19 protein-coding genes are annotated in these 24413 nt (G+C 66.6%); 9 read left to right on the top strand and 10 right to left on the bottom strand.

Going from position 1 to position 24413, the window contains the following annotated elements; genetic code table 11:
- Positions 1–171: 171 nt before the first annotated feature.
- From purL to xerD, 3 genes are all read right to left on the bottom strand, one after another.
- Positions 172–4218, bottom strand: coding sequence for a phosphoribosylformylglycinamidine synthase (gene purL / locus ACCQ13_RS02590; RefSeq protein WP_104602289.1), 4047 nt, complete (start codon positions 4216–4218; stop codon positions 172–174).
- Between the two features lie 357 nt (positions 4219–4575).
- Complete coding sequence (locus tag ACCQ13_RS02585; protein ID WP_159406584.1) at positions 4576–5373, bottom strand: DsbC family protein; 798 nt, start codon at positions 5371–5373, stop codon at positions 4576–4578.
- Between the two features lie 132 nt (positions 5374–5505).
- Positions 5506–6477, bottom strand: coding sequence for a site-specific tyrosine recombinase XerD (gene xerD, locus ACCQ13_RS02580; protein ID WP_159406583.1), 972 nt, complete (start codon positions 6475–6477; stop codon positions 5506–5508).
- A 174-nt stretch (positions 6478–6651) separates the two neighbouring features.
- Between xerD and ACCQ13_RS02575 the strand changes: the two genes are divergently transcribed.
- Positions 6652–7113 (top strand): RDD family protein, encoded by a 462-nt coding sequence (locus tag ACCQ13_RS02575; protein ID WP_104602286.1) that lies wholly within the window; start codon positions 6652–6654, stop codon positions 7111–7113.
- A 100-nt stretch (positions 7114–7213) separates the two neighbouring features.
- On the opposite strand, the gene lptG is transcribed toward ACCQ13_RS02575, so the two are convergent.
- Together lptG and lptF are read right to left on the bottom strand one after the other, a co-directional pair.
- Positions 7214–8320 (bottom strand): LPS export ABC transporter permease LptG, encoded by a 1107-nt coding sequence (gene lptG, locus ACCQ13_RS02570; protein ID WP_104602285.1) that lies wholly within the window; start codon positions 8318–8320, stop codon positions 7214–7216.
- Complete coding sequence (gene lptF, locus ACCQ13_RS02565) at positions 8317–9399, bottom strand: LPS export ABC transporter permease LptF (RefSeq protein ID WP_159406582.1); 1083 nt, start codon at positions 9397–9399, stop codon at positions 8317–8319. The genes lptG and lptF overlap by 4 nt, the downstream gene beginning before the upstream one ends.
- A 107-nt stretch (positions 9400–9506) precedes the next feature.
- Between lptF and ACCQ13_RS02560 the strand changes: the two genes are divergently transcribed.
- The 3 genes from ACCQ13_RS02560 (at position 9507) to ACCQ13_RS02550 (ending at position 14496) form a co-directional block, all read left to right on the top strand.
- Positions 9507–10988 carry a leucyl aminopeptidase gene (locus ACCQ13_RS02560; RefSeq protein WP_104602283.1) on the top strand — a complete coding sequence of 494 codons (1482 nt, stop codon included), beginning with the start codon at positions 9507–9509 and terminating at the stop codon, positions 10986–10988.
- Between the two features lie 121 nt (positions 10989–11109).
- The gene (locus ACCQ13_RS02555) at positions 11110–11535 is read left to right on the top strand and encodes a DNA polymerase III subunit chi (RefSeq protein ID WP_104602282.1); all 426 of its coding nucleotides are present in this window, start codon (positions 11110–11112) and stop codon (positions 11533–11535) included.
- A 120-nt stretch (positions 11536–11655) separates the two neighbouring features.
- A complete protein-coding gene (locus tag ACCQ13_RS02550) occupies positions 11656–14496 on the top strand; it encodes a valine--tRNA ligase (RefSeq protein ID WP_159406581.1) in 2841 nt (946 codons plus the stop codon).
- Between the two features lie 167 nt (positions 14497–14663).
- Here the strand turns inward: ACCQ13_RS02550 and ACCQ13_RS02545 are convergent, their stop codons facing one another.
- The 4 genes from ACCQ13_RS02545 to pssA form a co-directional block, all read right to left on the bottom strand.
- A complete protein-coding gene (locus ACCQ13_RS02545) occupies positions 14664–15797 on the bottom strand; it encodes a pectate lyase family protein (RefSeq protein WP_159406580.1) in 1134 nt (377 codons plus the stop codon).
- A 446-nt stretch (positions 15798–16243) separates the two neighbouring features.
- Positions 16244–16726, bottom strand: coding sequence for a ribosomal protein S18-alanine N-acetyltransferase (gene rimI, locus ACCQ13_RS02540; RefSeq protein WP_167526815.1), 483 nt, complete (start codon positions 16724–16726; stop codon positions 16244–16246).
- Complete coding sequence (locus ACCQ13_RS02535; protein WP_104602279.1) at positions 16723–17190, bottom strand: alanine acetyltransferase; 468 nt, start codon at positions 17188–17190, stop codon at positions 16723–16725. Before ACCQ13_RS02535 ends, rimI begins: the two co-directional genes overlap by 4 nt.
- Before the next feature lie 10 nt (positions 17191–17200).
- On the bottom strand, positions 17201–17974 hold the full coding sequence (gene pssA, locus ACCQ13_RS02530; protein WP_104602278.1) for a CDP-diacylglycerol--serine O-phosphatidyltransferase: 774 nt from the start codon (positions 17972–17974) through the stop codon (positions 17201–17203).
- 119 nt (positions 17975–18093) lie between these two features.
- On the opposite strand from pssA, the gene ACCQ13_RS02525 reads away from it, so the two are divergent.
- The 3 genes from ACCQ13_RS02525 (at position 18094) to ACCQ13_RS02515 (ending at position 20905) form a co-directional block, all read left to right on the top strand.
- Entirely contained in the window at positions 18094–18495 is a 402-nt protein-coding gene (locus ACCQ13_RS02525; RefSeq protein ID WP_104602277.1) for a DUF4124 domain-containing protein, read from the top strand.
- A gap of 112 nt (positions 18496–18607) precedes the next feature.
- A complete protein-coding gene (locus ACCQ13_RS02520) occupies positions 18608–20302 on the top strand; it encodes a proline--tRNA ligase (RefSeq protein ID WP_104602276.1) in 1695 nt (564 codons plus the stop codon).
- A gap of 144 nt (positions 20303–20446) precedes the next feature.
- Entirely contained in the window at positions 20447–20905 is a 459-nt protein-coding gene (locus ACCQ13_RS02515) for an H-NS histone family protein (RefSeq protein ID WP_104602275.1), read from the top strand.
- 57 nt (positions 20906–20962) lie between these two features.
- Here ACCQ13_RS02515 and ACCQ13_RS02510 read toward each other — a convergent pair whose 3' ends face one another.
- Complete coding sequence (locus ACCQ13_RS02510) at positions 20963–22222, bottom strand: threonine/serine exporter family protein (RefSeq protein WP_104602274.1); 1260 nt, start codon at positions 22220–22222, stop codon at positions 20963–20965.
- Between the two features lie 156 nt (positions 22223–22378).
- Between ACCQ13_RS02510 and ACCQ13_RS02505 the strand changes: the two genes are divergently transcribed.
- Both ACCQ13_RS02505 and ACCQ13_RS02500 read left to right on the top strand, forming a co-directional pair.
- A complete protein-coding gene (locus ACCQ13_RS02505; RefSeq protein ID WP_104602273.1) occupies positions 22379–23491 on the top strand; it encodes an MlaE family ABC transporter permease in 1113 nt (370 codons plus the stop codon).
- An 85-nt stretch (positions 23492–23576) separates the two neighbouring features.
- Complete coding sequence (locus ACCQ13_RS02500; protein ID WP_159406579.1) at positions 23577–24413, top strand: ABC transporter ATP-binding protein; 837 nt, start codon at positions 23577–23579, stop codon at positions 24411–24413.

Here is a 24413-nt window from a genome sequence, read left to right as displayed (position 1 = left end):
TGCACAGCAGGCATTGCGTGCACTGGCCGGACCAAGCGTGTGGTTCTGGCGCGCGACAATGTGCTTTCCATTCACCGCAACGGGCATGCCGCGCGCCAAATGCAAACGGCCGTGTGCATCGCTGCACACGGCCGTTTGCAAGAAACGCATGGCGCACTCAACGCATGCGGCTCAACCGCACCAGACGCGCGCGTTACGGAACATCCGCAGCCAGGGCGACTGCTCGCCCCACTGTGCGGGATGCCAACTCAGGTTCACCGTGCGCGGGGTGCGCTCGGGATGCGGCATCAGGATGGTGACGCGGCCATCGGTGCTGGTCAGGCCGGTGATGCCGTCCGGCGAGCCGTTCGGATTGAGCGGGTAACGCGCGGCCACCGCGCCATCGCCATCGATATAGCGCAGCGCCACGCGTGCGGCGGCCTGGTCCACGGCGCTGTCGAACTCCGCGCGGCCTTCGCCGTGCGCCACCGCCACCGGGATCCGCGAACCCGCCATGCCGCGCAGGAAGATCGACGGCGACTCCACCACTTCCAGCAACGCGGTGCGCGCTTCGAACTGCTCGCTACGGTTACGCAGAAAACGGGGCCAGTGCTCGGCACCGGGAATGATGTCCTTGAGCTGGCTGAGCATCTGGCAGCCGTTGCACACACCCAGCGCGAACGTATCGCTGCGCGCAAAGAACGCGGCAAAGGCCTCGCGCAGGGCCGCGCGTTCCAGGATCGAGGTGGCCCAGCCGCGGCCGGCCCCCAGCACGTCGCCGTAGCTGAAACCGCCGCAGGCGGCGAAGCCGGAAAACTGCACCAGATCCACGCGCCCTTCGATCAGGTCGCTCATGTGCACGTCGAACGCGCGGAAACCGGCACGCTCGAAGTTGTAGGCCATTTCGATCTGCCCGTTGACGCCCTGCTCGCGCAGGATCGCCACCTTGGGCCGCGCGCCGGTGGCCACGAACGGCGCGGCCACGTCTTCGGACGGGTCGAAGCACAGCGTCGGCCGCAGCCCGGGCGCCTGGAAGTCGCGTGCCAGGGCACGCTCTTCGTCGGCGCTGTCGGGGTTGTCACGCAACGTCTGCATGGCGTGGGTCACCGACCACCAGGCATCGAACAGCGCTTCCCAGCGCCATTCGGCCAACACCCGGCCCTGCGCGCTGACCCGCACGCGCGGCGTGCCGGTGGGGCGCGCGATACGCTGCGCGCATTCGGTCAGCGCATGCCGCTCGACCAGATCGGCGAACGCGGCGCGATCCTCGCTGGCGATCTGCACCACTGCACCCAGTTCTTCGTTGAACAGGCTGCGGAACGCATCATCGCCCCAGGCATCCAGGGTAATGTCCAGGCCCTGGCGCGAGGCGAACGCCATCTCGCACAGCGCCGCGAACGCACCGCCGTCGCTACGGTCGTGATAGGCCAGCAGCAGCCCGCTCTGGCGTGCATCGCGGATCAGCTCGAAGAAGCTGCGCAGTCGCTGCGCATCGTCCAGATCCGGCACCTCACCGCCGAAGGCCGGCAGCGCCGAATCGTCGGCATACACCTGCGCCAGCACCGACCCACCCAGACGCTGCTTGCCGCCACCGAGCCCGATCAACCACAGCTCGCTTTGTTCATCGTTGCGCAGCAACGGCGTCAGCTGGGCGCGCACATCGCTCACCGGCGCAAAGGCACTGATGATTAGCGAGACCGGAGAAACGCTTTTCAGCGTTTCTCCGGGAATTGGGAATTGGGAATCGGGAATGGTGGAAGCGGAGGGCTGCGGCGTTTTGCCATTCCCGATTCCCGATTCCCCATTCCCGGCAACCCACTGCGCCTGCATCGACAGCGAATCCTTGCCCACCGGGATGCTCAACTCCAGCGCCGGGCACAACTCCATGCCCACTGCGCGCACCGCGTCGTACAGCAGCGCGTCTTCGCCGGCATGACCGGCGGCGGCCATCCAGTTGGCCGAGAGCTTGATGCTGGCCAGGGTCTGCACCGGTGCCGCGCACAGGTTGGTGATCGCCTCGCCCACCGCCATGCGCGCCGAGGCGGCAGCGTTCAACAGCGCCAGCGGGGCGCGCTCGCCGATCGACATCGCCTCGCCTTCGAAGGTGTCGAAACCGGCCAGGGTGATGGCGCAATCGGCCAGCGGCAGCTGCCACGGCCCAATCATCTGTTCGCGTGCGGTCAGCCCGCCCACGCTGCGGTCGCCGATGGTGACCAGAAAACTCTTGGACGCCACGGTGGGATGCGCCAGCACGCGCAGACCCGCCTGCTGCAGGTCCAGCCCGGCGGTCTGCAGCGCCGGCCACTGCGGCGCGGCCGGCCGCACCGCATCGCGATGCATCTTCGGCGCCTTGCCGAACAGGACATCCATCGGCAGATTGATCGGGAGCGGGGAATCGGGAGTCGGGAATGGGGAATGGGGAGAAGCGGCTTCGGCAACCGGCAGCACGCCGTTACCATTCCCGATTCCCGATTCCCCATTCCCGGCGTCCAGGACGCCGTAGCCCACCACCAGCCGCTCCTCGGCCGTGGCCACGCCGACGGCGGCGAACGGGCAGCGTTCGCGGGCGCAGATGGCGGCAAATTCGTCCAGGCGCGCCTGCGGCACGCCCAGCACGTAGCGTTCCTGCGATTCGTTGCACCACAGTTCCAGCGGCGACAGCGATGGGTCGTCGGTCAGGACGCGGCCCAGGTCGATGATGCCGCCCACGCTGGAATCGTGCAGCAGTTCGGGGATGGCGTTGGACAGGCCGCCCGCGCCCACGTCGTGGAACCAGCGGATCGGGTTGTCGGTACCCAGCGCCACGCAGCGGTCGATGACCTCCTGGCAGCGGCGCTCCATTTCCGGGTTTTCACGCTGCACGCTGGCAAAATCCAGCGCTTCGGCACTGTCGCCGGCCGCCACCGAACTGGCCGCGCCGCCGCCCAGGCCGATCAGCATCGCCGGGCCACCCAGCACGATCACCGCATCGCCGGGCTGCAGGCGCAGCTTCTCAACCTGGTTGCGATCGATCGCGCCCAGGCCGCCGGCCAGCATGATCGGCTTGTCGTAGGCACGGGTCAGGCCCGGACCTTCGGCAAGCTCGAAACTGCGGAAATACCCGAGCAGGTTCGGGCGGCCGAATTCGTTGTTGAACGCGGCACCGCCGAGCGGGCCGTCGAGCATGATGTCCAGCGCCGGCGCCATGCGCGGGTTCAGCGCGCGCGGCGCTTCCCACGGCTGCGGCAGGGTGGGAATGCGCAGGTGCGAAACCGAAAACCCGGTCAGGCCGGCCTTGGGCTTGCCGCCGCGACCGGTGGCACCCTCGTCGCGGATCTCGCCGCCGGCGCCGGTAGCCGCGCCGGGAAACGGCGCGATCGCGGTCGGGTGGTTATGCGTTTCCACCTTGATCGCAAATGCCGACGGCAGCACCGCTTCGCCGCGGTACTCGCCGCTGACCGGGTCCGGGCGGTAGCGCGCGGCCGGCACGCCTTCCACCACCGCCGCGTTGTCGCTGTAGGCCGACAAGGTGTGCTGCGGGGTCTGCTGGTGGGTGTGCTTGATCATCCGGAACAGCGAGCGCTCCTGCGGCTTGCCGTCGATGGTCCAGCTGGCGTTGAAGATCTTGTGCCGGCAGTGCTCGGAGTTGGCCTGCGCGAACATCATCAGCTCGACATCGGCCGGGTCGCGGCCCAGGGCGGCGAAGCGTTCGCGCAGGTAGTCGATCTCGTCCTGCGCCAGCGCCAGGCCCAGGTCGCGGTTGGCCTGTTCCAGCGCCTCCAGCGGCACGCGTTGCAACTGGCCCGGCTCGGGCACGTTGAACAGGGCTTCGGCCGCAGCGGTCGAGCCCAGCAGCGATTGCGTCATAGGGTCGTGCAGCAGCTTGGCCACGGCGGCCTGCGCGGCCACGTCGGCCGGCCAGCCGGCCAGGTCGATGCGGGTGCCGCGCTCCACGCGCTGGATCGGCTGCCCGGCCCCGCGCACCAGTTCGGTGGCCTTGCTCGACCACGGCGACAGCGTGCCCAGGCGCGGCACGACATAGTGCGAAGACGCATTCTCGTCGCGCGGCGCGGGGTCTGCAGCGGCCTGCAGGATCCGCTGCAAGGTGACCTGATCGGGCGATTGCCCGGCCTCGGCGCGAATGAAGTAGACGTGCCAGGCGCCGGTGATGCGCAGCGCAGGAACGAAGGTTTGCAGGCGGGTTTCGAGCCGAGCGCGGCGGAACGGCGAAAGGGCGGAAGCGCCCTCGAGGACCATCATGTCCGGAGAACCGTGTCAGAAACGTGGCCGATCATTGTAGCGGAGGTTGGCTGGGGCCGGCCGTCCGGCCGGGAAGCGGGAAGCGGGAAGCGGGAAGCGGGAATCGGGAAGCGGGAAGCGGGAAGCGGGCAGGCTGGCGTCGGCGGCCAGGGCCAGAACGGCTGGCGCCCCCCTTGGCATCGCACGTATCCGCGAGCCACCAGTGGACGGTTTCCATCCGCAATCCCGCCACCGCAAACCCCGGATCACTGAAACGACGAAGGCCGAAATGCGTCTGCATCCCGGCCTTCGTGATCCCTTTCGCCGCAGTCACACACCCGGATGGCACGCATCGACTGCCAGCCTGGGCGGTGTTTCTTAGCGGCTTCCAACGGCGGTGGTCACGGCGCGCTTTTCCAGCGCTTCACGCAGCTGCGCCGGCGGCAGGTAACCGCCGAGCTGGGTGCCATCCGGCGCAAAGATCGCCGGGGTTCCGTTGACGCCCAGCCGCTGGCCCAGCGTGTACTCCATCGACACCGGGTTCTTGCAGTCCTTGGAGGCCACCGGCTGGCCGGACTTGGCGGCGGTGAGCGCCTGCTTGCGGTCGGCCGCGCACCACACCGCAATCATTTCCTTGTGGTCCTGGCTGCCCAGGCCCATGCGCGGGAACGCCAGGTATTCCACCGCGATGCCCTGCTTGTTGAGCTCGCCGATTTCGCTGTGCAGCTTGCGGCAGTAACCGCATTCCACGTCGGTGAACACGGTGACGGTGTACTTGGGGTTGGCCGGCGCGAACACGATGCGGTCGGCCTTGGGCACCGACTCCAGCTGCTTGCGGCGATACGCCAGCAAACCCGCGCTGGCAGCGAACTGCTTGTTCTGGATGTCGAATGGCTGCGCCTGGATCAGGTAACGCCCATCGTCACTGACGTACAGCACCTGGCCGCCGGTCACCACCTCGCGAAACCCCGGGAACGGCGCAGCGCCGATGTAGTCGGGCTTGAATTCCGGGTCCAGCAACTTGAGCGCCTTGCCCACGCGCTGATCCACGTCCCCGGCCGGGGCGTTGGCAGCGGCGACTGGCTTGGTGGCGGTGCTTGATGCGGGCTGCGAGGATTGCGCGCAGGCAGTGAGGCTGATTGCGCCCAGCAGCGCGACGATGGCAAAACGGTACATTCACGCATCCAGTGGAATGGGGTGGCTGGATTCTCGCACAGGGCAGATGAAGCCGCGCGGCGGCAGGGGCGATCGGTTCGCTGGCAGACGGGCCAGTTCATGAGAGGTGCAGGCCGCTCCCCCGGCGTGCGCCTAGCCGCGTGGATGATGCCGGGCGTGCAGCGTCTGCAATTGGGCCCGCGCGACCAGCGTGTAGATCTGGGTGGTCGACAACGTGCTGTGCCCCAGCAGCATCTGCAGCGCGCGCAGGTCCGCGCCGCGGTTGAGCAGATGAGTGGCAAAACTGTGCCGCAGACCATGCGGACTCACCGTGGCCGGGTCGATGCCGGCGAGCGCCGCGTAGCGTTTGACCAGCGCCCAGAACTGCTGGCGGCTGGGCGGCCGGCCGACGGCGTCGATGAACAAGGGAACCTGCCCGTCCACGGGGGACACCGGCTTGCCACCGGCCAGCAGCGGACGCGCCTCGCGCAGGTACCGCTCCAGCCAGTGCTGGGATTCTTCGCCCAGCGGCACCAGGCGATCCTTGCTGCCCTTGCCGGTGACGCGCAGCACGCCCTGGCGCAGGTTGACCCCCACCGCCGGCAGCGTGACCAGTTCGCTGACGCGCAGGCCTGCGGCGTACATCAGTTCCAGCATGGCGCGGTCGCGCAGCCCCACGGGCACCTGGATGTCGGGCGCCGCCAGCAAGGCGTCGATCTGAGTCTCGGTCAGTGCCTTGGGCAGCGAACGCGGCAGGTGCGGCGGGTCCAGCAGCGCGGTCGGGTCGTCGCTGCGGCTCCCGTCGCGCAGCAACAGCCCGTAGAAGGCGCGCAAGGTGGACAACAGCCGGGCATTGCTGCGCGGCGAATAGTGCGCCTGGGTACGCCAGCGCAGGTAGTCGAACAGCGCCGCGCGCTGCATCCCGGCCAGGCCGCCACCGGCCCCGTCGCGCCAGCGCGCCAGCCCTTCCAGATCGCGTCGATAACTGTCCAGGGTCTGCCGCGCCACGCCATTCTCGGCCCAGAAACGGTCCAGGAAACGGGCAATCAGCGCCGCATCGGCCGCCTGCACGGGCGGCAGTTGCCGGGCGAGCTGGCGACGTTCGGAAGGGCTGCTGGCAGGCATCGCCACAGCATAGAACGCGACGCACGGCCGGCGCGAGGCCAGGTTTCGATTGGCGACGCGATATCAAACCTCCGGCCCCGTTGGCTCGCCGCTCCACCAGGCACGCCAGGCCTGGGACAGGGCACTGCCGCAGCGCGGCGTTGCCGTCGCGTTGGCGACCGCTATGCTGCTGGCATGACGTCGCTTCCTGCCCCCTGCACTGCACGCCCACCTGCCCTGCTGGGCTGGCGGGTATTGGCCCTGTGTTACGACTTCTGGCCGGTGCTGGCGCTCTGGATGCTGGTGTCTACCGGGTTCACACTGGGATTCACGCTCGCTGGCCACCCGGCACGCGAAAACATCGCTCCCTTCAGTGGTTGGCAATGGCTGCTGTGGTTGTGCTGCTGGGCCGTGGCAGGCCTCTACGCCACGCTCAGCTGGCACCGCGGCGGACAGACCCTGGGCATGCGCCCGTGGCGGCTGCGATTGCAGGAGCCACGCCCCACCTGGCGACAGGCCTGGACGCGTTATGCGGTGGCCACGCTGTCGCTGGGCCTGGCCGGCGCCGGATTCTGGTGGGCCTGGCTGGATCGCGACCGGCTCACCTGGCACGACCGGGCCAGCAGGACCCGGCTACAGCGCGTTCCCAAGCCCTAGCGGCGACCTGCGCCGCGGTCGCCACACCCCGCGCAATACCTTGACGGCGGCATGTGCAACCGCCACGCATCGCAACCGGCCCGCACCTGCACGGCGCGCGTCAACTACTGCGCCGCCGGAACAACCAGACCGAGATCCCCAGCATCACCATCGGTGGCAGCGCGTAGGCAATGCGGTAATCCAGCTTGAGCGCGCCAGCCATGCGGCCGAAGAACAGCTGCAGCAGCCAGAACCCCAGCGCGAACAAGATGCCCAGGAACAGCCGCTTGCCCAGACCGCCGCTGCGCAGCGAGCCAAACGAGAACGGGATGGCCGCCATGCACAGCGCCAGCACGTTGAGCGGGTAGAACCAGCGGCTCCAGTACTGGTCTTCGTAGTCGCGCGCGTCCAGCCCGTTGCGGCGGCGATATTCGATGCTCTGCTCCAGCTCATGCGCCGAAAGATTACGGGGCTTGGCCAGGCCAGCCGCCAGCGCGGCCGGGCTCAGTTGCGATTGCCAGGCCAGCTCGGGAAAGGTCTCGCGCTGTACCGATCGCTGCTGGAAGGTATCGCGGCGTACCTGGCGCAGGGTCCAGCGGCCTTCGCGATGCTCGGCCACTGCCGCATAGGTCAACTGCTGCACGCGGCCATCGGCGTCCAGGTGATACAGGCGCACGTCGTGCAGATCCAGCGCGGTGCCACCGCCGTCCAGCAGCTTTTCCTCGCCGCTGAGCGCGTTGAGGAAGGTGTCGCCTTCGCGCGCCCACAGGCCGGAATAGCGCGAAGAGGCCATGTTGCTGTTGTAACGGGCGTTGGTCTTGAGCGTATCGGCCTGGTCCTGCGCCCACGGCCCCACGGTCTCGCCGCTGATGACCATGCTGGCGGTCAACAAGGCCATTGCAGCGACCACCGACGCAGACATGCGTTTGCGCGACACGCCCAACGCCCGCAGCGCGGTCAGTTCGGACGTGGCCGCCAGCTGGCCCAGGCCCATCAGCGCACCGATCACCGCAGCGGTGGGAAACAAGGTATAGGCACGGCGCGGCACCGTATAGGCCACGTACGCCACCGCGTGGCCGAAGCTGTAGCTGCCCTGGCCGATGTTCTTGGCCTCGCTGGCGAATGCATTGACCAGGTCCAACCCCAGCAGCACCGACCAGGTCAGCAGCACGGTGAACAGCACTGCACGGCCGACGTACCAATCATGCACCCGCGGCGTCAGCCTCATGCGCGCGCCCTCGGCCGGCGCACGCGGCCATCGCGTGCATACGCCCAGATCGCGACCGCCAGCAACGGCAAGGTCAGCCACCACAGGCCCAGCGCGGCCGGGGTCTTGCCATTGGTGATCCACTGGGTGCCGACGATCATCAGGTTGGTGCCGACCATGTAGGCCAGGAAGGCCAGCATGATCCGGCCATAGCGTTGCTGCCGTGGCGCGCTGCGCGACAGCGGCAGGGTCAGCAGCGCGAACGCCAGCGCCAGCAACGGTGGCGCCAGCCGCTCATGCAGCTGCGCCCGCGCGGCCGGGCGCTGGTCGGACAGGAGTTGCGTGGTCCACATCACCTCCGGGTCGTTGGCATCGCGCGGCCGTGAATGATCGGGCAGGGCCACGTCGTTGCTAGCGAACTTCATCAGGCGGTAGTCCAGGGTGTCGCCGGCCACCGGGCCTTCGATGCGGTAGCCATCTTCCAGCCGCAGGTAGCGGTCGGTCTTGCCTTCGAAGAACATCGCCCCGCGCTGCGCGGTGACCACGTCGATGCGGTCGTCCTTCTGCCGCTGCAGGAACACCTTGCCCAACCCCTTGCCATCGGCGGAGATGCTGGTCAGGTAGACCACGCCGCCGCCGGAGAGCGGGGTGAACTTGCCCGATTCCAGCCCGGCCATCAGCACGCTGCGGTTGGCGTCCTGCAGCATGGTCTCGGCGGTCCGGCTGGCCCAGGGGCCCAGCCACAACGAACACAGCCCGATGATGACCACCACCGGCACCACCAGCATCAGCATGGGGCGCAGCATGCGCCTGGGGCCCACGCCAATGGCGGTAATCACGGCCATTTCTGAATCGCGGTACAGCCGCGCCAGCGCCAGCAGCAGGCCCAGCATCAGCGCCAGCGGCAGGATGATGGGCAGGTAGGCCACGAACTGCAGCCCCACCTGCGACAGCAACAGGCGTGCCGGGATGCGGCCGTCGGCGATATTGCCGAGGATATCCACCAGCACACCGCCGACGCTGACGACCAGCAGCACGATCAAGGTGGCCAGGAAGCTCTGAGTGAAATCGCTAAGCAGGTATCGATCGAGCTTCGGCATGGGGTGGGCTTGTTTTAAACTCTCGGATTCGTTCGCGGCTCCGCCAGCCTAACCGGGCCGGCGTAAACAGCCCGCGATTGTACGGATTTGCCTACGGAATCTGATCAATGGCCCTGCAATTCACCCTGAACCAAGACGCGCCGGCAAGCGCTGCCGTCGACTGCATCGTGGTTGGCGTGTTCGCCGACAAGACCCTCTCGCCCGCTGCCCAGGCGCTGGACAGCGCCAGCCAGGGTCGCCTGACGGCCCTGGTGGCACGCGGCGACGTGATTGCCAAGACTGGCAGCACCACCCTGGTTCACGACCTGCCTGGCGTGACCGCCCCGCGCGTCCTGGTGGTGGGGCTGGGCGAAACCGGCAAGTTCGGCGTGGCACCCTATCTCAAGGCCATTGGCGATGCCACCCGCGCGCTGAAGACCGGTGCGGTCGGCACCGCCCTGCTCACCCTGACCGAGCTGCCGGTCAAGGCCCGCGATGCGGCCTGGAACATCCGCCAGGCGGTCGTGGTCAGCGACCATGCTGCCTACCGCTACACCGCCACGTTGGGCAAGAAGAAGGCCGACGACACCGGCCTGACCACCCTGGCCATCGCCGGCGACGACGCCCGTGCACTGGCGGTGGGCATCGCCACCGCCGACGGCGTGGAGTTCGCCCGCGAGCTGGGCAATCTGCCGCCGAACTACTGCACCCCGGCCTACCTGGCCGACACCGCCGCCGCCTTCGCGGGCAAGTATCCCGGCGCCGAGGCCGAGGTGCTGGACGAGGGGCAGATGGAAGCGCTGGGCATGGGTTCGCTGCTGTCGGTGGCGCGCGGTTCGGCCAACCGCCCGCGCCTGATCGTGCTGAAGTGGAACGGCGGCGGCGACGCGCGTCCCTACGTGCTGGTGGGCAAGGGCATCACCTTCGACACCGGCGGCGTCAACCTCAAGACGCAGGGCGGCATCGAGGAAATGAAGTACGACATGTGCGGCGGCGCCAACGTCATCGGCACCTTCGTGGCCACGGTCAAGGCCGAGCTGCCGATCAACCTGGTGGTGGTGGTGCCGGCGGTGGAAAACGCCATCGACGGCAACGCCTACCGCCCGTCGGACGTGATTACCAGCATGTCCGGCAAGACCATCGAAGTCGGCAATACCGACGCCGAAGGCCGCCTGATCCTGTGCGATGCACTGACCTATGCCGAGCGCTTCAACCCCGAGGCGCTGGTGGACGTCGCCACCCTCACCGGTGCCTGCATGGTGGCGCTGGGCCACCAGACCGCCGGCCTGATGAGCAAGCACGACGACCTGGCCAACGAGCTGCTGGCCGCTGGCGAGCAGGTATTCGACCGCGCCTGGCGACTGCCGCTGTGGGACGAATACCAGGGCCTGCTGGATTCCACCTTCGCCGATGTCTACAACATCGGTGGCCGTTGGGGCGGCGCCATCACTGCCGGCTGCTTCCTGTCGCGCTTCACCGAAAACCAGCGCTGGGCGCACCTGGACATCGCCGGCGTGGCCAGCGACGAAGGCAAGCGCGGCATGGCCACCGGCCGCCCGGTCGGCCTGCTGACGCAGTGGTTGCTGGACCGCGCCGCAGGTGGGAATTGAGAATTGAGAATCGTGAATAGGGAATCGTGAAAGCCCTCTATTCTCAGGCACCGCCGCGACCTTCGAGGTCGCGGCGGTGCCGTGACCATTCCCGACTCCCCTCTCCCGATTCCCTGCCCTGATGCCCCGTGCCGATTTTTATCTGATCGCCAAGCCGCGCTTCCTCGACGAACCGCTGCGGCTGGTTTGCGAGCTGGCGCGCAAGGCCAACGACGCCAACCTGTCCACGTTGATCCTGGCGCGTGACGCGCAGCAGGCCGAAGCGTTGGACGACCTGCTGTGGGCGTTCGACGACGACGCCTATGTGCCGCACCAGATCGCCGGCACCGACGACGAGGACGAACTGGCCCCGGTGCTGATCGCTGCCCCCGACGTCGCCGCGCCCTCGCGCCCGCTGGTCATCAACCTACGCGACGACCCCTACCTGGGCGCCTGCGACCGTGTCCTGGAAGTAGTCCCCGCCGACCCCGCCGCCCGCGAACCGCTGCGCGAGCGCTGGAAACAGTACAAGGCCCTGGGCCTGGAACTGACCAAATACGACATGTGAATCGGGAATCGGAAATGGGGAATCGAACGTCGACTGCCCATAGACCTTCACCGTTCAACGCACCCGCTTTCCGATTCCCTATTCCCTATTCCCCATTCCCGACTCTCGATTCCCCGCCTTATGACCACCCTCGCCTCCAGCTACGACCCCGCTTCCTTCGAATCGCGCCTGTATGCGCAGTGGGAGGCGGCCGGCTACTTCGCGCCGTCCGGCCAGGGTGAGCCGTACACCGTGCTGCTGCCGCCGCCCAACGTCACCGGCACGCTGCACATGGGCCATGCGTTCCAGCAGACGCTGATGGATGCGCTGGTGCGCTATCACCGCATGCGCGGCTTCGACACGCTGTGGCAGGTGGGCACCGACCATGCCGGTATCGCCACCGAAATGGTGGTCTCGCGCAACTTGGCGCTGGAAGGCAACGGCGACACCCGCGACTCGCTCGGCCGCGAAGGCTTCATCGCCAAGGTATGGGAATGGAAGGTCGAATCCGGCGACACCATCGAACGGCAGATGCGCCGGCTGGGCACCTCCAGCGATTGGTCGCGCAGCACCTTCACCATGGACCCGCAGCCGTCGGCGGCGGTCAACGAAGCCTTCGTGCGCTGGTACGAGCAGGGCCTGATCTATCGCGGCCAGCGCCTGGTCAACTGGGACCCGGTGCTGAAGACCGCCATCTCCGACCTGGAAGTGGAAAACGTCGAAGAAGACGGCTTTTTGTGGTCGATCCGTTACACGTTGGCCGATGGCGTGACCTACGAGCACGTCGAGCACGATGCCGACGGCAACGAGACCCTGCGCGAAACCCGCGACTACCTGGTGGTGGCCACCACCCGCCCGGAAACCCTGCTCGGCGATACCGCGGTGATGGTGCACCCGGACGATGCGCGCTACGCCACGCTGCACAGCGCGCGCATCGTGTTGCCGCTGACCGGCCGGCAAGTGCCGGTGATTACCGACGATTACGTGGACCGCGCGTTCGGCACCGGCGTGGTCAAGGTCACGCCTGCGCATGATTTCAACGATTATCAGGTGGGCGTGCGGCACGCGCTGCCGATAATCAACCTGTTCACCGTCACCGCGACCCTCAACGACGAGGCGCCGGAGCGCTATCGCGGCCTGGATCGCTACGACGCGCGCAAGCTGGTGCTGTCCGAACTGGAAGAGCTTGGCTTGTTGGCGGAAACCAAACCGCACAAACTGCAAGTGCCGCGCGGCGACCGCACTGGCCAGGTGATCGAGCCGTATCTCACCGACCAGTGGTTCGTGAAGATGGACGCGCTGGCCAAGCGTGGCCTGGAGCTGGTCGAAAGCGGCCAGGTCCAGTTCGTGCCGCCGAACTGGATCAACACCTATCGCCACTGGATGGAAAACATCCAGGACTGGTGCATCAGCCGTCAGCTGTGGTGGGGCCACCGCATTCCGGCGTGGTTCGACGAGGCCGGCAAGTGCTACGTCGGCCACGACGAAGCCGAGGTGCGCGCCAAGCACGGACTGGGCGCAGAAATCGTCCTGCACCAGGACAGCGACGTGCTGGAAACCTGGTTCTCCTCGCAACTGTGGCCGTTCTCCACGCTGGGCTGGCCGGATGCGAACGCGATGGTCGAGCGCGGCTTCGACCGCTACCTGCCCTCCAGCGTGCTGGTCACCGGCTTCGACATCATCTTCTTCTGGGTGGCGCGCATGATCATGGCCACCGACAGCTTCACCGGCCAGGTACCGTTCCGCGATGTCTACATCACCGGTCTGATCCGCGATGCGCAGGGCCAGAAGATGTCCAAGTCCAAGGGCAACGTGCTCGATCCGCTGGACATCATCGACGGCATCAGCATCGAAGACCTGGTGGCCAAGCGCACCAACGGGCTGATGCAGCCACGCATGGCCGAGAAGATCGAAAAGGCCACGCGCAAGGAATTTCCGGACGGCATCATCGCCCATGGCGCCGATGCGCTGCGCTTCACCATTGCCGCACTCGCGACCCATGGCCGCGACATCAAGTTCGACCTGGGGCGTGCAGAGGGCTACAAGAACTTCTGCAACAAGCTGTGGAACGCCACGCGCTTCGTGCTGATGAATACCGAAGGCGCGCGCTTCACAGGCGTGCCGCAGCCGCACACCGAAACGGAAAAGTGGATTCTTGCGCGCCTGGACAAAGTCACGGCCGAAACGCACGCGCATTACGCCAACTACCGCTTCGACCTGCTCACCCAGGCGCTATACGAATTTGCCTGGAATGCGTTCTGCGACTGGTTCGTCGAATTGGCCAAGCCGGCGCTCAGCGATGCCATGCAGGACCGCGATGCGGCCGCCAGCACGCGCCATACCTTGCTCTACGTGCTCGAAACCCTGCTGCGCCTGCTGCACCCGCTGACACCCTTCGTCACCGAAGAACTGTGGCAGCAGGTCGCTCCGCGCCTGGGCATCACGCAGGCCACGATTTCCCTGCAAGCCTTCCCGCAGGCCGGCGACCTCGACACCAGCGGCTACGCCGGTGCAGAGGCCGATGTCGAATGGCTGAAGTCCATGGTGTCGGCACTGCGGCGCGTGCGCAGCGAATTGAACGTACCGCCATCCAAGCAGGTGCGCCTGTTGCTGCAGGCCGGAAACGCCGACGACCGTGCGCGCGTGGCGCGCTTCGCCTCGCAGTTGTCGTTCCTGCTCAAGCTCGAAGCGATCGACTGGCTGGATGCCGGCCAGGACACACCGCCCTCGGCCACCGCCATCGTCGGCGAACTGGCGCTGCTGGTGCCGCTGGAAGGCCTGGTGGACATGGATGCCGAACGCACCCGCCTGGACAAGGAAATCAAGCGTGTGGAAAGCGAGATCGGCAAGTGCAACGGCAAGCTGGGCAACGCTACCTTCGTGCAGAACGCGCCGGCTGCGGTGGTCGAGCAGGAGCGCGCACGCCTGAACGACTGGACGGTGCAGCTGACCGGGCTGCGCCAGCAGCGCGCCAAACTCTGAAGGCCACCGGTCAAGGCGTTGTGCGGCAGTCATGCCGCATCGCAGCCGACGACGCGGCTTCTGCGGGCTCCACCTTACATGCGCAAACGCACAACGCCCGCATCGCTGCGGGCGTTGTGTGATGCCTTGTCACGCCACAGCCATCGCAGCATCAGGTGGAGATACGATTACAGCTTGCCGGCGCCGGCCTTGGCCTTGACGTCTGCGGCAACCTGGTTGGCCGACAGCAGATTGTAGGTATATGGCGGCTTCCAACCGATGCTGCTGTTCCACGAGCAGCTCAGCGACTTGCCGTTGAGCAACGAGCCCTGGTCGCGATACACGCTGCCCTTGTAGTCGGCGGCAATCTTGTCGCAGCTGCTCACGCCGCTGATATCGAAGGCATTGTTCTCGGAGAAGATCTTCGATTCCTTGCCCACGCCATGCGCGTGCGAGAACGGATAGACCTTATGGCTGGTGCTACCGACGTGATAGTTGTTGTACAGATGCACCTGGCCGAAGCGAACGCGCGGCGCGCGCGCAGAGATGTTCTCGAACAAGGTGTTGTGGATGGTCACCTTGAGCTTGCCGCTGTCGGTGCTGGAGGCGCTGTCGCTGGAGCCGATCAGGGAATTCTTCTCATGCGACTTGAACGCCGAGTAGGAAACGGTGACGAAGTTGGCGCCCTTCTTGACGTCCATTGAGCCGTCATGGTGCTGCTTCGGACGACCATTGGCGGTGCCATTCTGGTCGTCGGTACGGCGGCCATCGGTAAAGGTGACGTGGTCCACCCACACGTTGGTGGCGCCTTCGACGGTCAGGCCGTCGTATTCGGCGTTCCAATTACCGGCACTGCCGTCGTCCGCATCCCAAACCGGCTGCGGGTCCCACGGATTTTCGATGGTGAGATTGCGGATGATGACGTCGTTGGCCTTGACGTAAAAATAGCCTTCGCGGATTTCCGCATTGCTGGTGATGCCGATCAAGGTGGTCTTGGTCGGAACGTCCAGCCTCGCACGCGACTTCATGTCGGAGGTGGTGCTGTACGGCTTGCCCTCGCTGATATCGATGATGCCGCTGACCTTGATGATGCGCCCATTGCTGCCCACGCTGGCCTTCAACGCGCTTTTCAGTTCTGCCGCGTTCTTGACCGTGTAGATGTTGGCGGCCGCCGCTTTCGAGCCGCCCTTGGTCCCACCGTTCTGCGTGGCCCAGCCGGTGGTCGCCACTTCCAGTGCCGGATCGGCGCTGGCAGCGCCGGTCAGCAGCAACGCACAGACACACAGCGACGCGGCGGCCGCCGTCGAGAATTTCGGCTTCATCTTGATCTCTCCCTGATTGGATTCGATGCGCCGAGCAGCGGCGCATCCCTCGTCTATCGAAATCGGACTGTATTTTTCATCTATGTAATATTCAGATCCGCAAAACGAATACTAGGAGCGCCGCAATCGCTTGTATCTAGGCAATGCATGGATGTGCATGCCCAGTCACGCAAACGGTTGCGAGACACCCAGGAAGGGACAAATCGCTGCAATCGGGACAGGTAGAGACAAGGCCATGGACACTGCGATGCAGCATGCGCAGCACAGGCGCAATGCCACCGCCGCCCTCGCTGGGCGTAGCGGTGTTGGTCGATAGCCTCAGCAGTGCGCTACGCGGGCAGCGTCGGTGTCTTGGTGCAAATGCCGTGGCGGACGATGGACGCCGCCGACGTCAGCGCGTGGCAACCAATCGAAAACCTCAGGCGGCGGCGCGGCCGCCGCAAGGCTCAGGAAAAGCCTTCGAAGAACAACTCGATCGCCATCACCAGCGCATCTTCGCGGCCGGTGTGGGAGGGGTAGTAACGCGGACGTCGCCCGATTTCGTTGAAGCCTTCGGAGTGATAGAGCGCAATGGCCGACGGATTGGAGGGGCGCACTTCCAGGAACGCGCGCCGCGCGCCACGATCGCAGGCGCCCTTGACCAGCGCGCGCAACAGCACGCGGCCATGCCCTTGCGATTGCGCCTCCGGTGCGATGCAGACGTTGAGCACATGCGCCTCGTCGGCGGCGATGCTGATGACGCCGTAGCCGATCACCTGACCGGCTTGTTCTATCACCCAGCCCGGATATCCGGCCTGCAGGCAATCGCGGAAAATGCTGCGCGTCCATGGAAACGGATAGGCGCGCAGTTCGATCTCCATCACCACATCCAGATCACTCTCGCGCATGGCGCGCAACGCGGTGGGCAACGGCGCATTCTTTGCGTTCACGCCGGACCCTGCCGCCGCCGCAGCGCACGCAGCTGCGGCCACAACGCGCGCTTGGCAGCGGGGTTGCCTCGCAATTCGGCCAGCGGCCAGGACGCCATCAGGGCCTGGGTACTGGCATCACCGGGATTGCAGCCGGATGCACGCAGCAAGGCCATTTGCAACCGGTCCGGCAGCCCGACGCGGCTGCGTCGTTGCGGTGCGGCCGCAGGCGCGGTGTTGGGCGCACGCGTCGGCTCAGCCGGCGCAGTGGGCGCGGAGCGACGCGGCAAGGGCGCAGCCGCCGCCTCCACCGGCGGGACACGCTGCTGGCGCACCGTCGCCGACACCGGCGCACTGTCGGCCACGTCGACCGGCGCGGGCAAGGCCTCGGCCGTTGCACGGTCCAGGTACACGGTGTGCCCCATCGCCTGCAGGCACGACACCTGCAGATCCGACCACACCGGCTCGTTCGCCAACGCGCTCATCGACCGCGACTCACGGAAGCTCGGGCGCGCGGCGCCAGCGCCGCCATAGCCACATCGCCGGGCCAGACAATGCATACAGCACGCCGATCACCAGCAGCGACCGCGCCAGGTCGATGACCAGCAAGGCGATCACCACCGTGGCGATCGCCAGGGCCAGGAACGGCACCCGGTCGGCCCGCGCACCCTGAGCACTGCCCTTGAAACTCCAGAAGCGGATCCGGCTGACCATCAGCAACGCCGCCACCACGGTGACGGCCAGCGCCACATAGCGCAGCTGTTCACCGTCCAGGGCCAAGCTATCGTCGGCGAATGCCCACACGAAGGACATCATCAGCCCGGCCGCCGCAGGGCTGGCCAGGCCGATGAACCAGCGCTTGTCGACCACGCCGACCTGCGTATTGAACCGCGCCAGCCGCAGCGCCGCGCACGCCGCATAAAGAAAGGCGGCCGACCAGCCGACCCGGCCCATTACGCTGCTGTCGTATTTCAGCGCCGACAGCGACCAGTGGTACATCACCAGCGCCGGCGCCATGCCGAAGCTGACCAGGTCGGCCAGCGAGTCGTACTGCACGCCGAACTCGCTGCTGGTGTTGGTCAACCGCGCCACGCGCCCGTCCAGCCCGTCCATCACCGCAGCCACGAACACCGCCATGGCGGCATGGACGAACTGCCCATTGGCGGCGGCGATGATGGCGTAGAACCCGGAAAACAGCCCGGCGGTGGTGAACAGGTTCGGCAGCAGGTAGATCGTGCGCGAGCGCGGAGGCGGTCTCATTTCATCCATGCGCCAAGTGTAGGGCCTGAGGTCCATCCGGGGGTAGCGCGCCGCGCCGGACCAGGATCGCTTGCCAGCACGGGCTGCGGATGCTGCAATCGTGGCGGGAATCACCCAGGGGAAGCCACATGCACCTGTCGTCCGGGCTCTGCGCCCTGTTGATGCTGGCCAGCGCCGCCGCCGGCGCCACCGATTTATACAAGTGGAAGGACGCCAAGGGCGTGACCCACTACACCGAAACACCGCCGCCAACCGGCCAGCGCTACGAAGCGCGCCGGATCGACGCGCGCAGCGGCACGGCGGCCATTGCCGCGTCGGAGACCGCCACGCCCGAGTCGGCCGATTGCCTAGCCGCACGCCGCAACCTGGAGGTGCTCAGCGGCAAGGGCGAGGTGACCATGGGTACAGGCACCGACGGCAAGCCCGGCACCACGCTGGATCCGGAAGCCCGCGCCGCCCAGCGCAACCTGGCCGAGGCCGCCACCAAGGCCTATTGCAAGCCGGCCGCCGCCGGTGCTCCCGCGGCCTGAGCCAACCCATGGCCGCCCCATGGCGGCCAGCGACACCGGGCCGGCGGCGCCCGACAATGACCGGCAGGGCGCACACTGGCAAACTACGGGTTTTCCGCCCAAGCGAAGCCCGATGCGTCTTTCCCAGTTCCACCTGCACACCACCAAGGAAACCCCGGCCGACGCCGAGCTGGTCAGCCACCGGCTGATGCTGCGCGCGGGCATGATCCGCAAGCTGGCCTCCGGGCTGTACACCTGGTCGCCGCTGGGCCTGCGCGTGCTGCGCAAGGTCGAGGCGATCGTGCGCGAGGAAATGAACCGCGCCGGGGCGGTGGAAGTGCTGTTCCCCACCATCCAGCCGCGCGAGCTGTGGGACGCCACCGGGCGTTGGGAGAAGTTCGGCGGGCAGCTACTCAAGATCACCGACCGCAAGGAGCAGGAGTTCTGCTACAGCCCCACCGCCGAAGAGGCCGCCGCCGAGTTCGCGCGCCAGGAAATCAACAGCTACAAGCAGCTGCCGCTGAACTTCTACCAGATCCAGACCAAGTTCCGTGACGAGATCCGCCCGCGCTTCGGGGTGATGCGCGCGCGCGAGTTCCTGATGAAGGACGCCTACTCCTTCCATCTCACCGACGAGGACATGGCGCGCGAATACGACAACATGCGCGCGGCCTATACCCGCATTTTCACCCGCCTGGGGCTGGAGTTCCGCGCGGTGCAGGCCGATTCCGGCGCCATCGGCGGCGATGCCTCGCAGGAATTCCACGTCATCGCTGCCTCCGGCGAAGATTCGCTGGCGTTCTCCACGGCTTCCGATTACGCGGCCAATGTGGAAACCGCCAGCGCCGCCCTGCCCGGCCCGCGCCCGGATGCGGGCGAGGCCATGCACCAGGTCGCAACGCCCACCCAGAAGACCTGCGAGGACGTTGCCCAGCTGCTGGGGATCGCCCTGCAGCGTACGGTCAAGTCGGTGGCGGTGATGACGCAGGCCGGCTTCGTGCTGGTGCTGGTGCGCGGCGACCATGCCGTCAACGAGATCAAGCTGGGCAAGGTGGCCGGCCTGGCCGACTACCGCTTGGCCAATGACACCGAAATCCGCGACCACCTCGGTTGCGAGCCGGGCTTCCTGGGCCCGGTCACTACCGCCCGCCCGATCCGCGTGGTGGCCGACCGTGATGTCGCGGCCATGGCCGACTTCGTGGTCGGTGCCAATGTGGCCGGCGCCCACCTGGCCGGCGTCAACTGGGGCCGTGACCTGCCGGAACCGGAGACCGTGGCCGATGTGCGCAACGTGGTCGATGGCGAGCGCGCGGCCGATGGCGGTGAATTGCGCCTGGCCCGCGGCATCGAAGTAGGCCATGTGTTCCAGCTCGGCAGCCAGTATGCCCAGGCCTTGCAGGCCACCGTCATCGACGAGGGCGGCAAGGTCGCGGTGATGAAGATGGGCTGCTACGGCATTGGCATCTCGCGCATCGTGGCCGCAGCCATCGAACAGAACCACGACGACGCCGGCATCATCTGGCCGGCGCCGATGGCCCCCTGGCAGGTGGTGGTGTGCGTCATCAACCCCAAGCACGACGCACAGGTCGTCGCTGCCGCCCAGGCATTGCTCGAAGCATTGACCGCTGCCGGCATCGACGCCGCTCTGGACGATCGCGGCCTGCGCCCCGGCGCCATGTTCGCCGACATGGAACTGCTGGGTATTCCGCACCGGGTCGTTGTCTCCGAGCGCGGATTGGCCGCCGGCACATTTGAATATCGTGCCCGCACCGCCGATGCGGCGGAAAATCTGGATAAGGCCGGATTATTCACGCGCCTGGGGCACTGATCCAACCCCTGTATCCCGCTCCAATTGGATGAACGCAAGGCGCCGAATTATTTCGGCGCATTTGTCATACTGGTTTTCTGACATTATGATGGCCGCCCCTGCCAGGGATTGGCATTCTTTTCTCTCTCATCTTCTGGAGTCGTGATGTCGATCGATCTCACCGGCCTGTCGGTCAAGCAATTGGCGGCACTGATCAAAAACGCAAAGAAACAGCATTCCGTGGTCGCCCAACGCACCCCGATCACCAAGGTCCGCTCGGAGCTGACCCGCGCTGCCAAGGCCCACGGTTATTCCATCGAAGAAGTGTTCGGTGCCGCTGCAGGCCCGGGTCGCCCGGCCGCTGCCGGCAAGCCGGGTCCGCGCGCTGGTCGCAAGCTGGGCAAGGTTGCGCCGAAGTACCGCAACCCGGCCAATCGCAAGGACACGTGGACCGGCCGTGGCAAGCAGCCGCGCTGGCTGGCCGAATTCACCGCCGCCGGCAAGAGCGTGGAAGAGTTCCTGATCAACAAGAAGGGTGGCAGTGCAAAAAAGGCGTCGGCCAAGAAGGCCTCGCCACGTAAAGCGACCACCAAGCGCGCCGCCAAGAGGTCCAAGGCCGCCTGATCCATCCCGATAAAAACGCCGGCAGTGCCGGCGTTTTTATCTGATCTTTTCCGCCCGTCATAAATTCTTGCGGGCTGGAATCAACAGATTTCCGAACAGCAGGCCGGCCATCAAGGCCATCACGATATTGGTGACCGCCAGCAACGCGGCTTGTCCGACGCCGACATCCTGTTGCTGCACCAGGGTCAAGAATCCCCGCAGGCTGACACTGCCGGGAACCAACATGATGATGCCGGGCAAGCGAATCAACGCACCGGGTTTTTGGATCACCCTTCCGAACAGATTACCGGCGGCGGTCAAGGTCATGGCAGAGGCGAATACTCCCGCCGGCCCGCCCCAGGCATGTCCTGCGTAACGCGCAATGACATAACCGGACATCGCGGCGGCCATCACCCACAGATAATCGCGGCGGTTGGCCTTGAACAACACCGCGAATGCATAGGCTGCCAGCAGCAGCGAAGCCCATTCCACCCAGCCGGCCTGCGGACGCAAGGCGGCCACCTGTGGATGCAGGCCAACCAGTTGGGTCAAGGTCACCGCAATCACCGCGCCCACCGTCAATTTGAGCACCGTGGTCACCGCCCCGGCCAGGCGCGCGGTACCGGAGACCCAATGCTGGCTGGCCAGCTCGTTGAAGGCATTGGTCAGCGACATTCCCGGCAGCAGCACCACCAGCGAGGCGATGATGACCGTATTGAGGTTCAACGGCCCAAGCAGTGAGGCGACCATCGCCGCCACCACCCCGGCCAACAGGCCGGCCAGCGCTTCGCCCGCCTCCTTAGTGGCTGGCCGCTGGTCGGTGTATTGGGTAAGCAGGCCGATCGACACCCCGATGCCGCCAGCGGTGGCGATATCCAGCCAGGGCAGCTTCCACAGCCCGGCCACGCCGGCGGCCGCCAGACCGAATGCCAGCACCTGCAGCGCCTTGCCGCGGCGATCGACCTCACGGTCCAGTCGGCGCAACGCGGTATGCCCCTGCGCGATGCTCATGCGTCCATGGGCCACGCCGTCGGCCACATAGTCGGCCACGCTGAGCTTGTAGAGGTCGTTTTCGCCCGGCGCCAGGCGGATCACGCGGGTGATGTCGCTGGACCCGATCGCCTTGGTGGGGTCGCTGAAGCTCAGGATGATGCCGGTGGGATTGGACCAGGGCTCGCAGTCCAGGCCCAGCTTCTGCGACAAACCGATCACCGCCGCCTCCAGCCGCTGCGCCGTCGTACCGTAGGAATGCAGGCGCCCGGCGATTTCCGAAACGAAGGCCACACGCTGGGCATAGGTGGCGCTGGCGGACGGTGGAACGACGATGGCAGCGGACATGCGTGGCGGGTGGAAGCACGAGGGCGCCATCAGGCGAGAACGCCAGTGTATGCCGCAGCGCTTGCTATCGGCGTCGTCATCGCCGGCCGTTTTCAGCCGCATCCCCATCTTTCGCTCACACCGTGCCTGTATGCTGGCGCCACGGACAGGCCACCCATGATCGAACAGCAACCTCCCCGCCTCGAACAAGACCCGCAGGATCAGACCCAGGTCCGCCTCGCCGGCAGCTGGGTGCTGGCCACCGCCCTGCCCCAGGCAGAGTTGCTGCAGGCCGTACCCGACGGCGTGCGCCGCATCGACGCGCGCGATATCGGGCAACTGGACTCGGCCGGCGTGTTGCAGCTGCTGCGCTTTGCCGGGCGCATGGGGCTGAAGGAAGACGCGATCGATTTCCGCGACGAGCACCAGGCGCTGGTGTGCACCATCGAGGAACTCAACGACGAGCGCCCCAAGCCCAAGCGCGACTACGGCTTTGTGGCCGCGCTCGATCGCCTGGGCCGCACTACCCATGGGGTTGGCCAGGGCATCCTGGAACTCAACAGTTTCCTCGGCGAGAACCTGGTCAAGATCATGCGGCTGATCCACGAGCCGCGCCGCTTCCGCCTGACCTCCACCGTGCACCACATGGAGCAGGTGGGCCTGGATGCGGTGCCGCTGGTGGTGTTGCTGTCGTACCTGGTGGGCGCGGTGATCGCGTTCCTGGGCTCGACCATCCTGCGCGACTTCGGCGCCGAGATCTACGTGGTGGAGCTCGTCTCCATCGCTTTCCTGCGCGAATTCGCCGTGCTGCTCACCGCCATCGTGCTGGCCGGGCGCACCGCCAGCGCGTTCACCGCGCAGATCGGTGCGATGAAGTCGCGCGAAGAAGTCGATGCCATCCGCACGCTCGGCCTGGACCCGATCGACCTGCTGGTGATCCCGCGCTTGCTCGCATTGATCTTCACCTTGCCGCTGCTGACCTTCATCGCGATGATCGCCGGCCTGGCTGGCGGCGTCACGGTGGGCGCGTTCGACCTGGATATCCCGCCGCAGATGTATCTGGCGCGCATGCACGACACCATCCAACTGCGGCATTTTCTGGTCGGCCTGTCCAAGGCGCCGCTGTTCGCGCTGGTGATCGGCCTGATCGGCTGCCTGGAAGGCCTGAAAGTCAGCGGCACCGCGCAATCGGTGGGCGAACGCACCACCTCCTCGGTGGTGCAGACGATTTCCTTGGTCATCATCCTCGACGCGATTGCAGCGTTGTGGTTCATGAAGATGGGGTGGTGATGGAGCCGGGATTCGATAGTCGGGATTTGGGATCGGTGCAGAGCAGAAGCGTGGCTGGCGCACTGAGCGTCGGGAGAGTTGTGCCTTGACCAATCCCCAATCCCCATTCCCCAATCCCGGCCCAGAGGCCGACGACGACCAGCTGGCGATCTGCGTGCGCGGGCTAACCAACCGCTTCGGCAGCCAGACCGTGCACGAAGAGCTGGACCTGGACGTGCGCCGGGGCGAAATCCTCGGCGTGGTCGGCGGCTCGGGCACCGGCAAGTCGGTGCTGATGCGCAGCATCCTGGGCCTGCGCGAACCCGATGCCGGCCGCATCCAGGTATTGGGTGCGGATGCACGCTCGGGCCGTTTCGCCGACCGCCAGCACATCACCCGCAACACCGGCGTGCTGTTTCAGGATGGCGCGCTGTTTTCCTCGATGACGGTTGGCGAGAACGTGCAGGTGCCCTTGAAGGAACACCACGGCGAGTTCCCGGAGCGCTGGTATTTCGAACTGGCGCTGCTGAAGATCAAGCTGGCCGGGCTGCCGGCCGATGCGCTGGACAAGCTGCCCTCGCAGCTATCCGGCGGCATGCGCAAGCGCGCCGGCCTGGCGCGTGCGCTGGCGCTGGACCCGCCGCTGTTGTTCCTGGACGAGCCCACCGCCGGGCTGGACCCGATTGGTGCGGCCGCCTTCGATCGCCTGATCCGCACCCTGCAGCAGGCGCTGGGCCTGACCGTGTTCCTGATTACCCATGACCTGGATACGCTGTACGCCATCTGCGACCGCATCGCGGTGCTGGCCGATCGCAAGGTGATCGCCAACGCACCGCTGGCCGAGGTCGAACAGCTCGACCATCCCTGGATCCAGGAATATTTCCACGGTCCGCGCGCCCGCGCCGCGCGCGCGGCCAAGACCGACTCCACCGAGACCGCCTGA

Source organism: Xanthomonas sp. NCPPB 1638, assembly GCF_041475635.2.
In the GTDB taxonomy this organism is placed as follows: Bacteria; Pseudomonadota; Gammaproteobacteria; order Xanthomonadales; family Xanthomonadaceae; genus Xanthomonas; species Xanthomonas cucurbitae.
The sequence above is the reverse complement of the archived record's forward strand: the minus strand, read 5'-3'. Positions and strand labels throughout refer to the sequence as shown.

Bases quoted from the DNA above. Each gene is read 5' to 3' on its own strand.
- purL (WP_104602289.1), bottom strand. From the start codon at position 4,218: ATGATGGTCCTCGAGGGCGCTTCCGCCCTTTCGCCGTTCCGCCGCGCT.
- ACCQ13_RS02585 (WP_159406584.1), bottom strand. From the start codon at position 5,373: ATGTACCGTTTTGCCATCGTCGCGCTGCTGGGCGCAATCAGCCTCACT.
- xerD (WP_159406583.1), bottom strand. From the start codon at position 6,477: ATGCCTGCCAGCAGCCCTTCCGAACGTCGCCAGCTCGCCCGGCAACTG.
- ACCQ13_RS02575 (WP_104602286.1), top strand. From the start codon at position 6,652: ATGACGTCGCTTCCTGCCCCCTGCACTGCACGCCCACCTGCCCTGCTG.
- lptG (WP_104602285.1), bottom strand. From the start codon at position 8,320: ATGAGGCTGACGCCGCGGGTGCATGATTGGTACGTCGGCCGTGCAGTG.
- lptF (WP_159406582.1), bottom strand. From the start codon at position 9,399: ATGCCGAAGCTCGATCGATACCTGCTTAGCGATTTCACTCAGAGCTTC.
- ACCQ13_RS02560 (WP_104602283.1), top strand. From the start codon at position 9,507: ATGGCCCTGCAATTCACCCTGAACCAAGACGCGCCGGCAAGCGCTGCC.
- ACCQ13_RS02555 (WP_104602282.1), top strand. From the start codon at position 11,110: ATGCCCCGTGCCGATTTTTATCTGATCGCCAAGCCGCGCTTCCTCGAC.
- ACCQ13_RS02550 (WP_159406581.1), top strand. From the start codon at position 11,656: ATGACCACCCTCGCCTCCAGCTACGACCCCGCTTCCTTCGAATCGCGC.
- ACCQ13_RS02545 (WP_159406580.1), bottom strand. From the start codon at position 15,797: ATGAAGCCGAAATTCTCGACGGCGGCCGCCGCGTCGCTGTGTGTCTGT.
- ACCQ13_RS02535 (WP_104602279.1), bottom strand. From the start codon at position 17,190: ATGAGCGCGTTGGCGAACGAGCCGGTGTGGTCGGATCTGCAGGTGTCG.
- pssA (WP_104602278.1), bottom strand. From the start codon at position 17,974: ATGGATGAAATGAGACCGCCTCCGCGCTCGCGCACGATCTACCTGCTG.
- ACCQ13_RS02525 (WP_104602277.1), top strand. From the start codon at position 18,094: ATGCACCTGTCGTCCGGGCTCTGCGCCCTGTTGATGCTGGCCAGCGCC.
- ACCQ13_RS02520 (WP_104602276.1), top strand. From the start codon at position 18,608: ATGCGTCTTTCCCAGTTCCACCTGCACACCACCAAGGAAACCCCGGCC.
- ACCQ13_RS02515 (WP_104602275.1), top strand. From the start codon at position 20,447: ATGTCGATCGATCTCACCGGCCTGTCGGTCAAGCAATTGGCGGCACTG.
- ACCQ13_RS02510 (WP_104602274.1), bottom strand. From the start codon at position 22,222: ATGTCCGCTGCCATCGTCGTTCCACCGTCCGCCAGCGCCACCTATGCC.
- ACCQ13_RS02505 (WP_104602273.1), top strand. From the start codon at position 22,379: ATGATCGAACAGCAACCTCCCCGCCTCGAACAAGACCCGCAGGATCAG.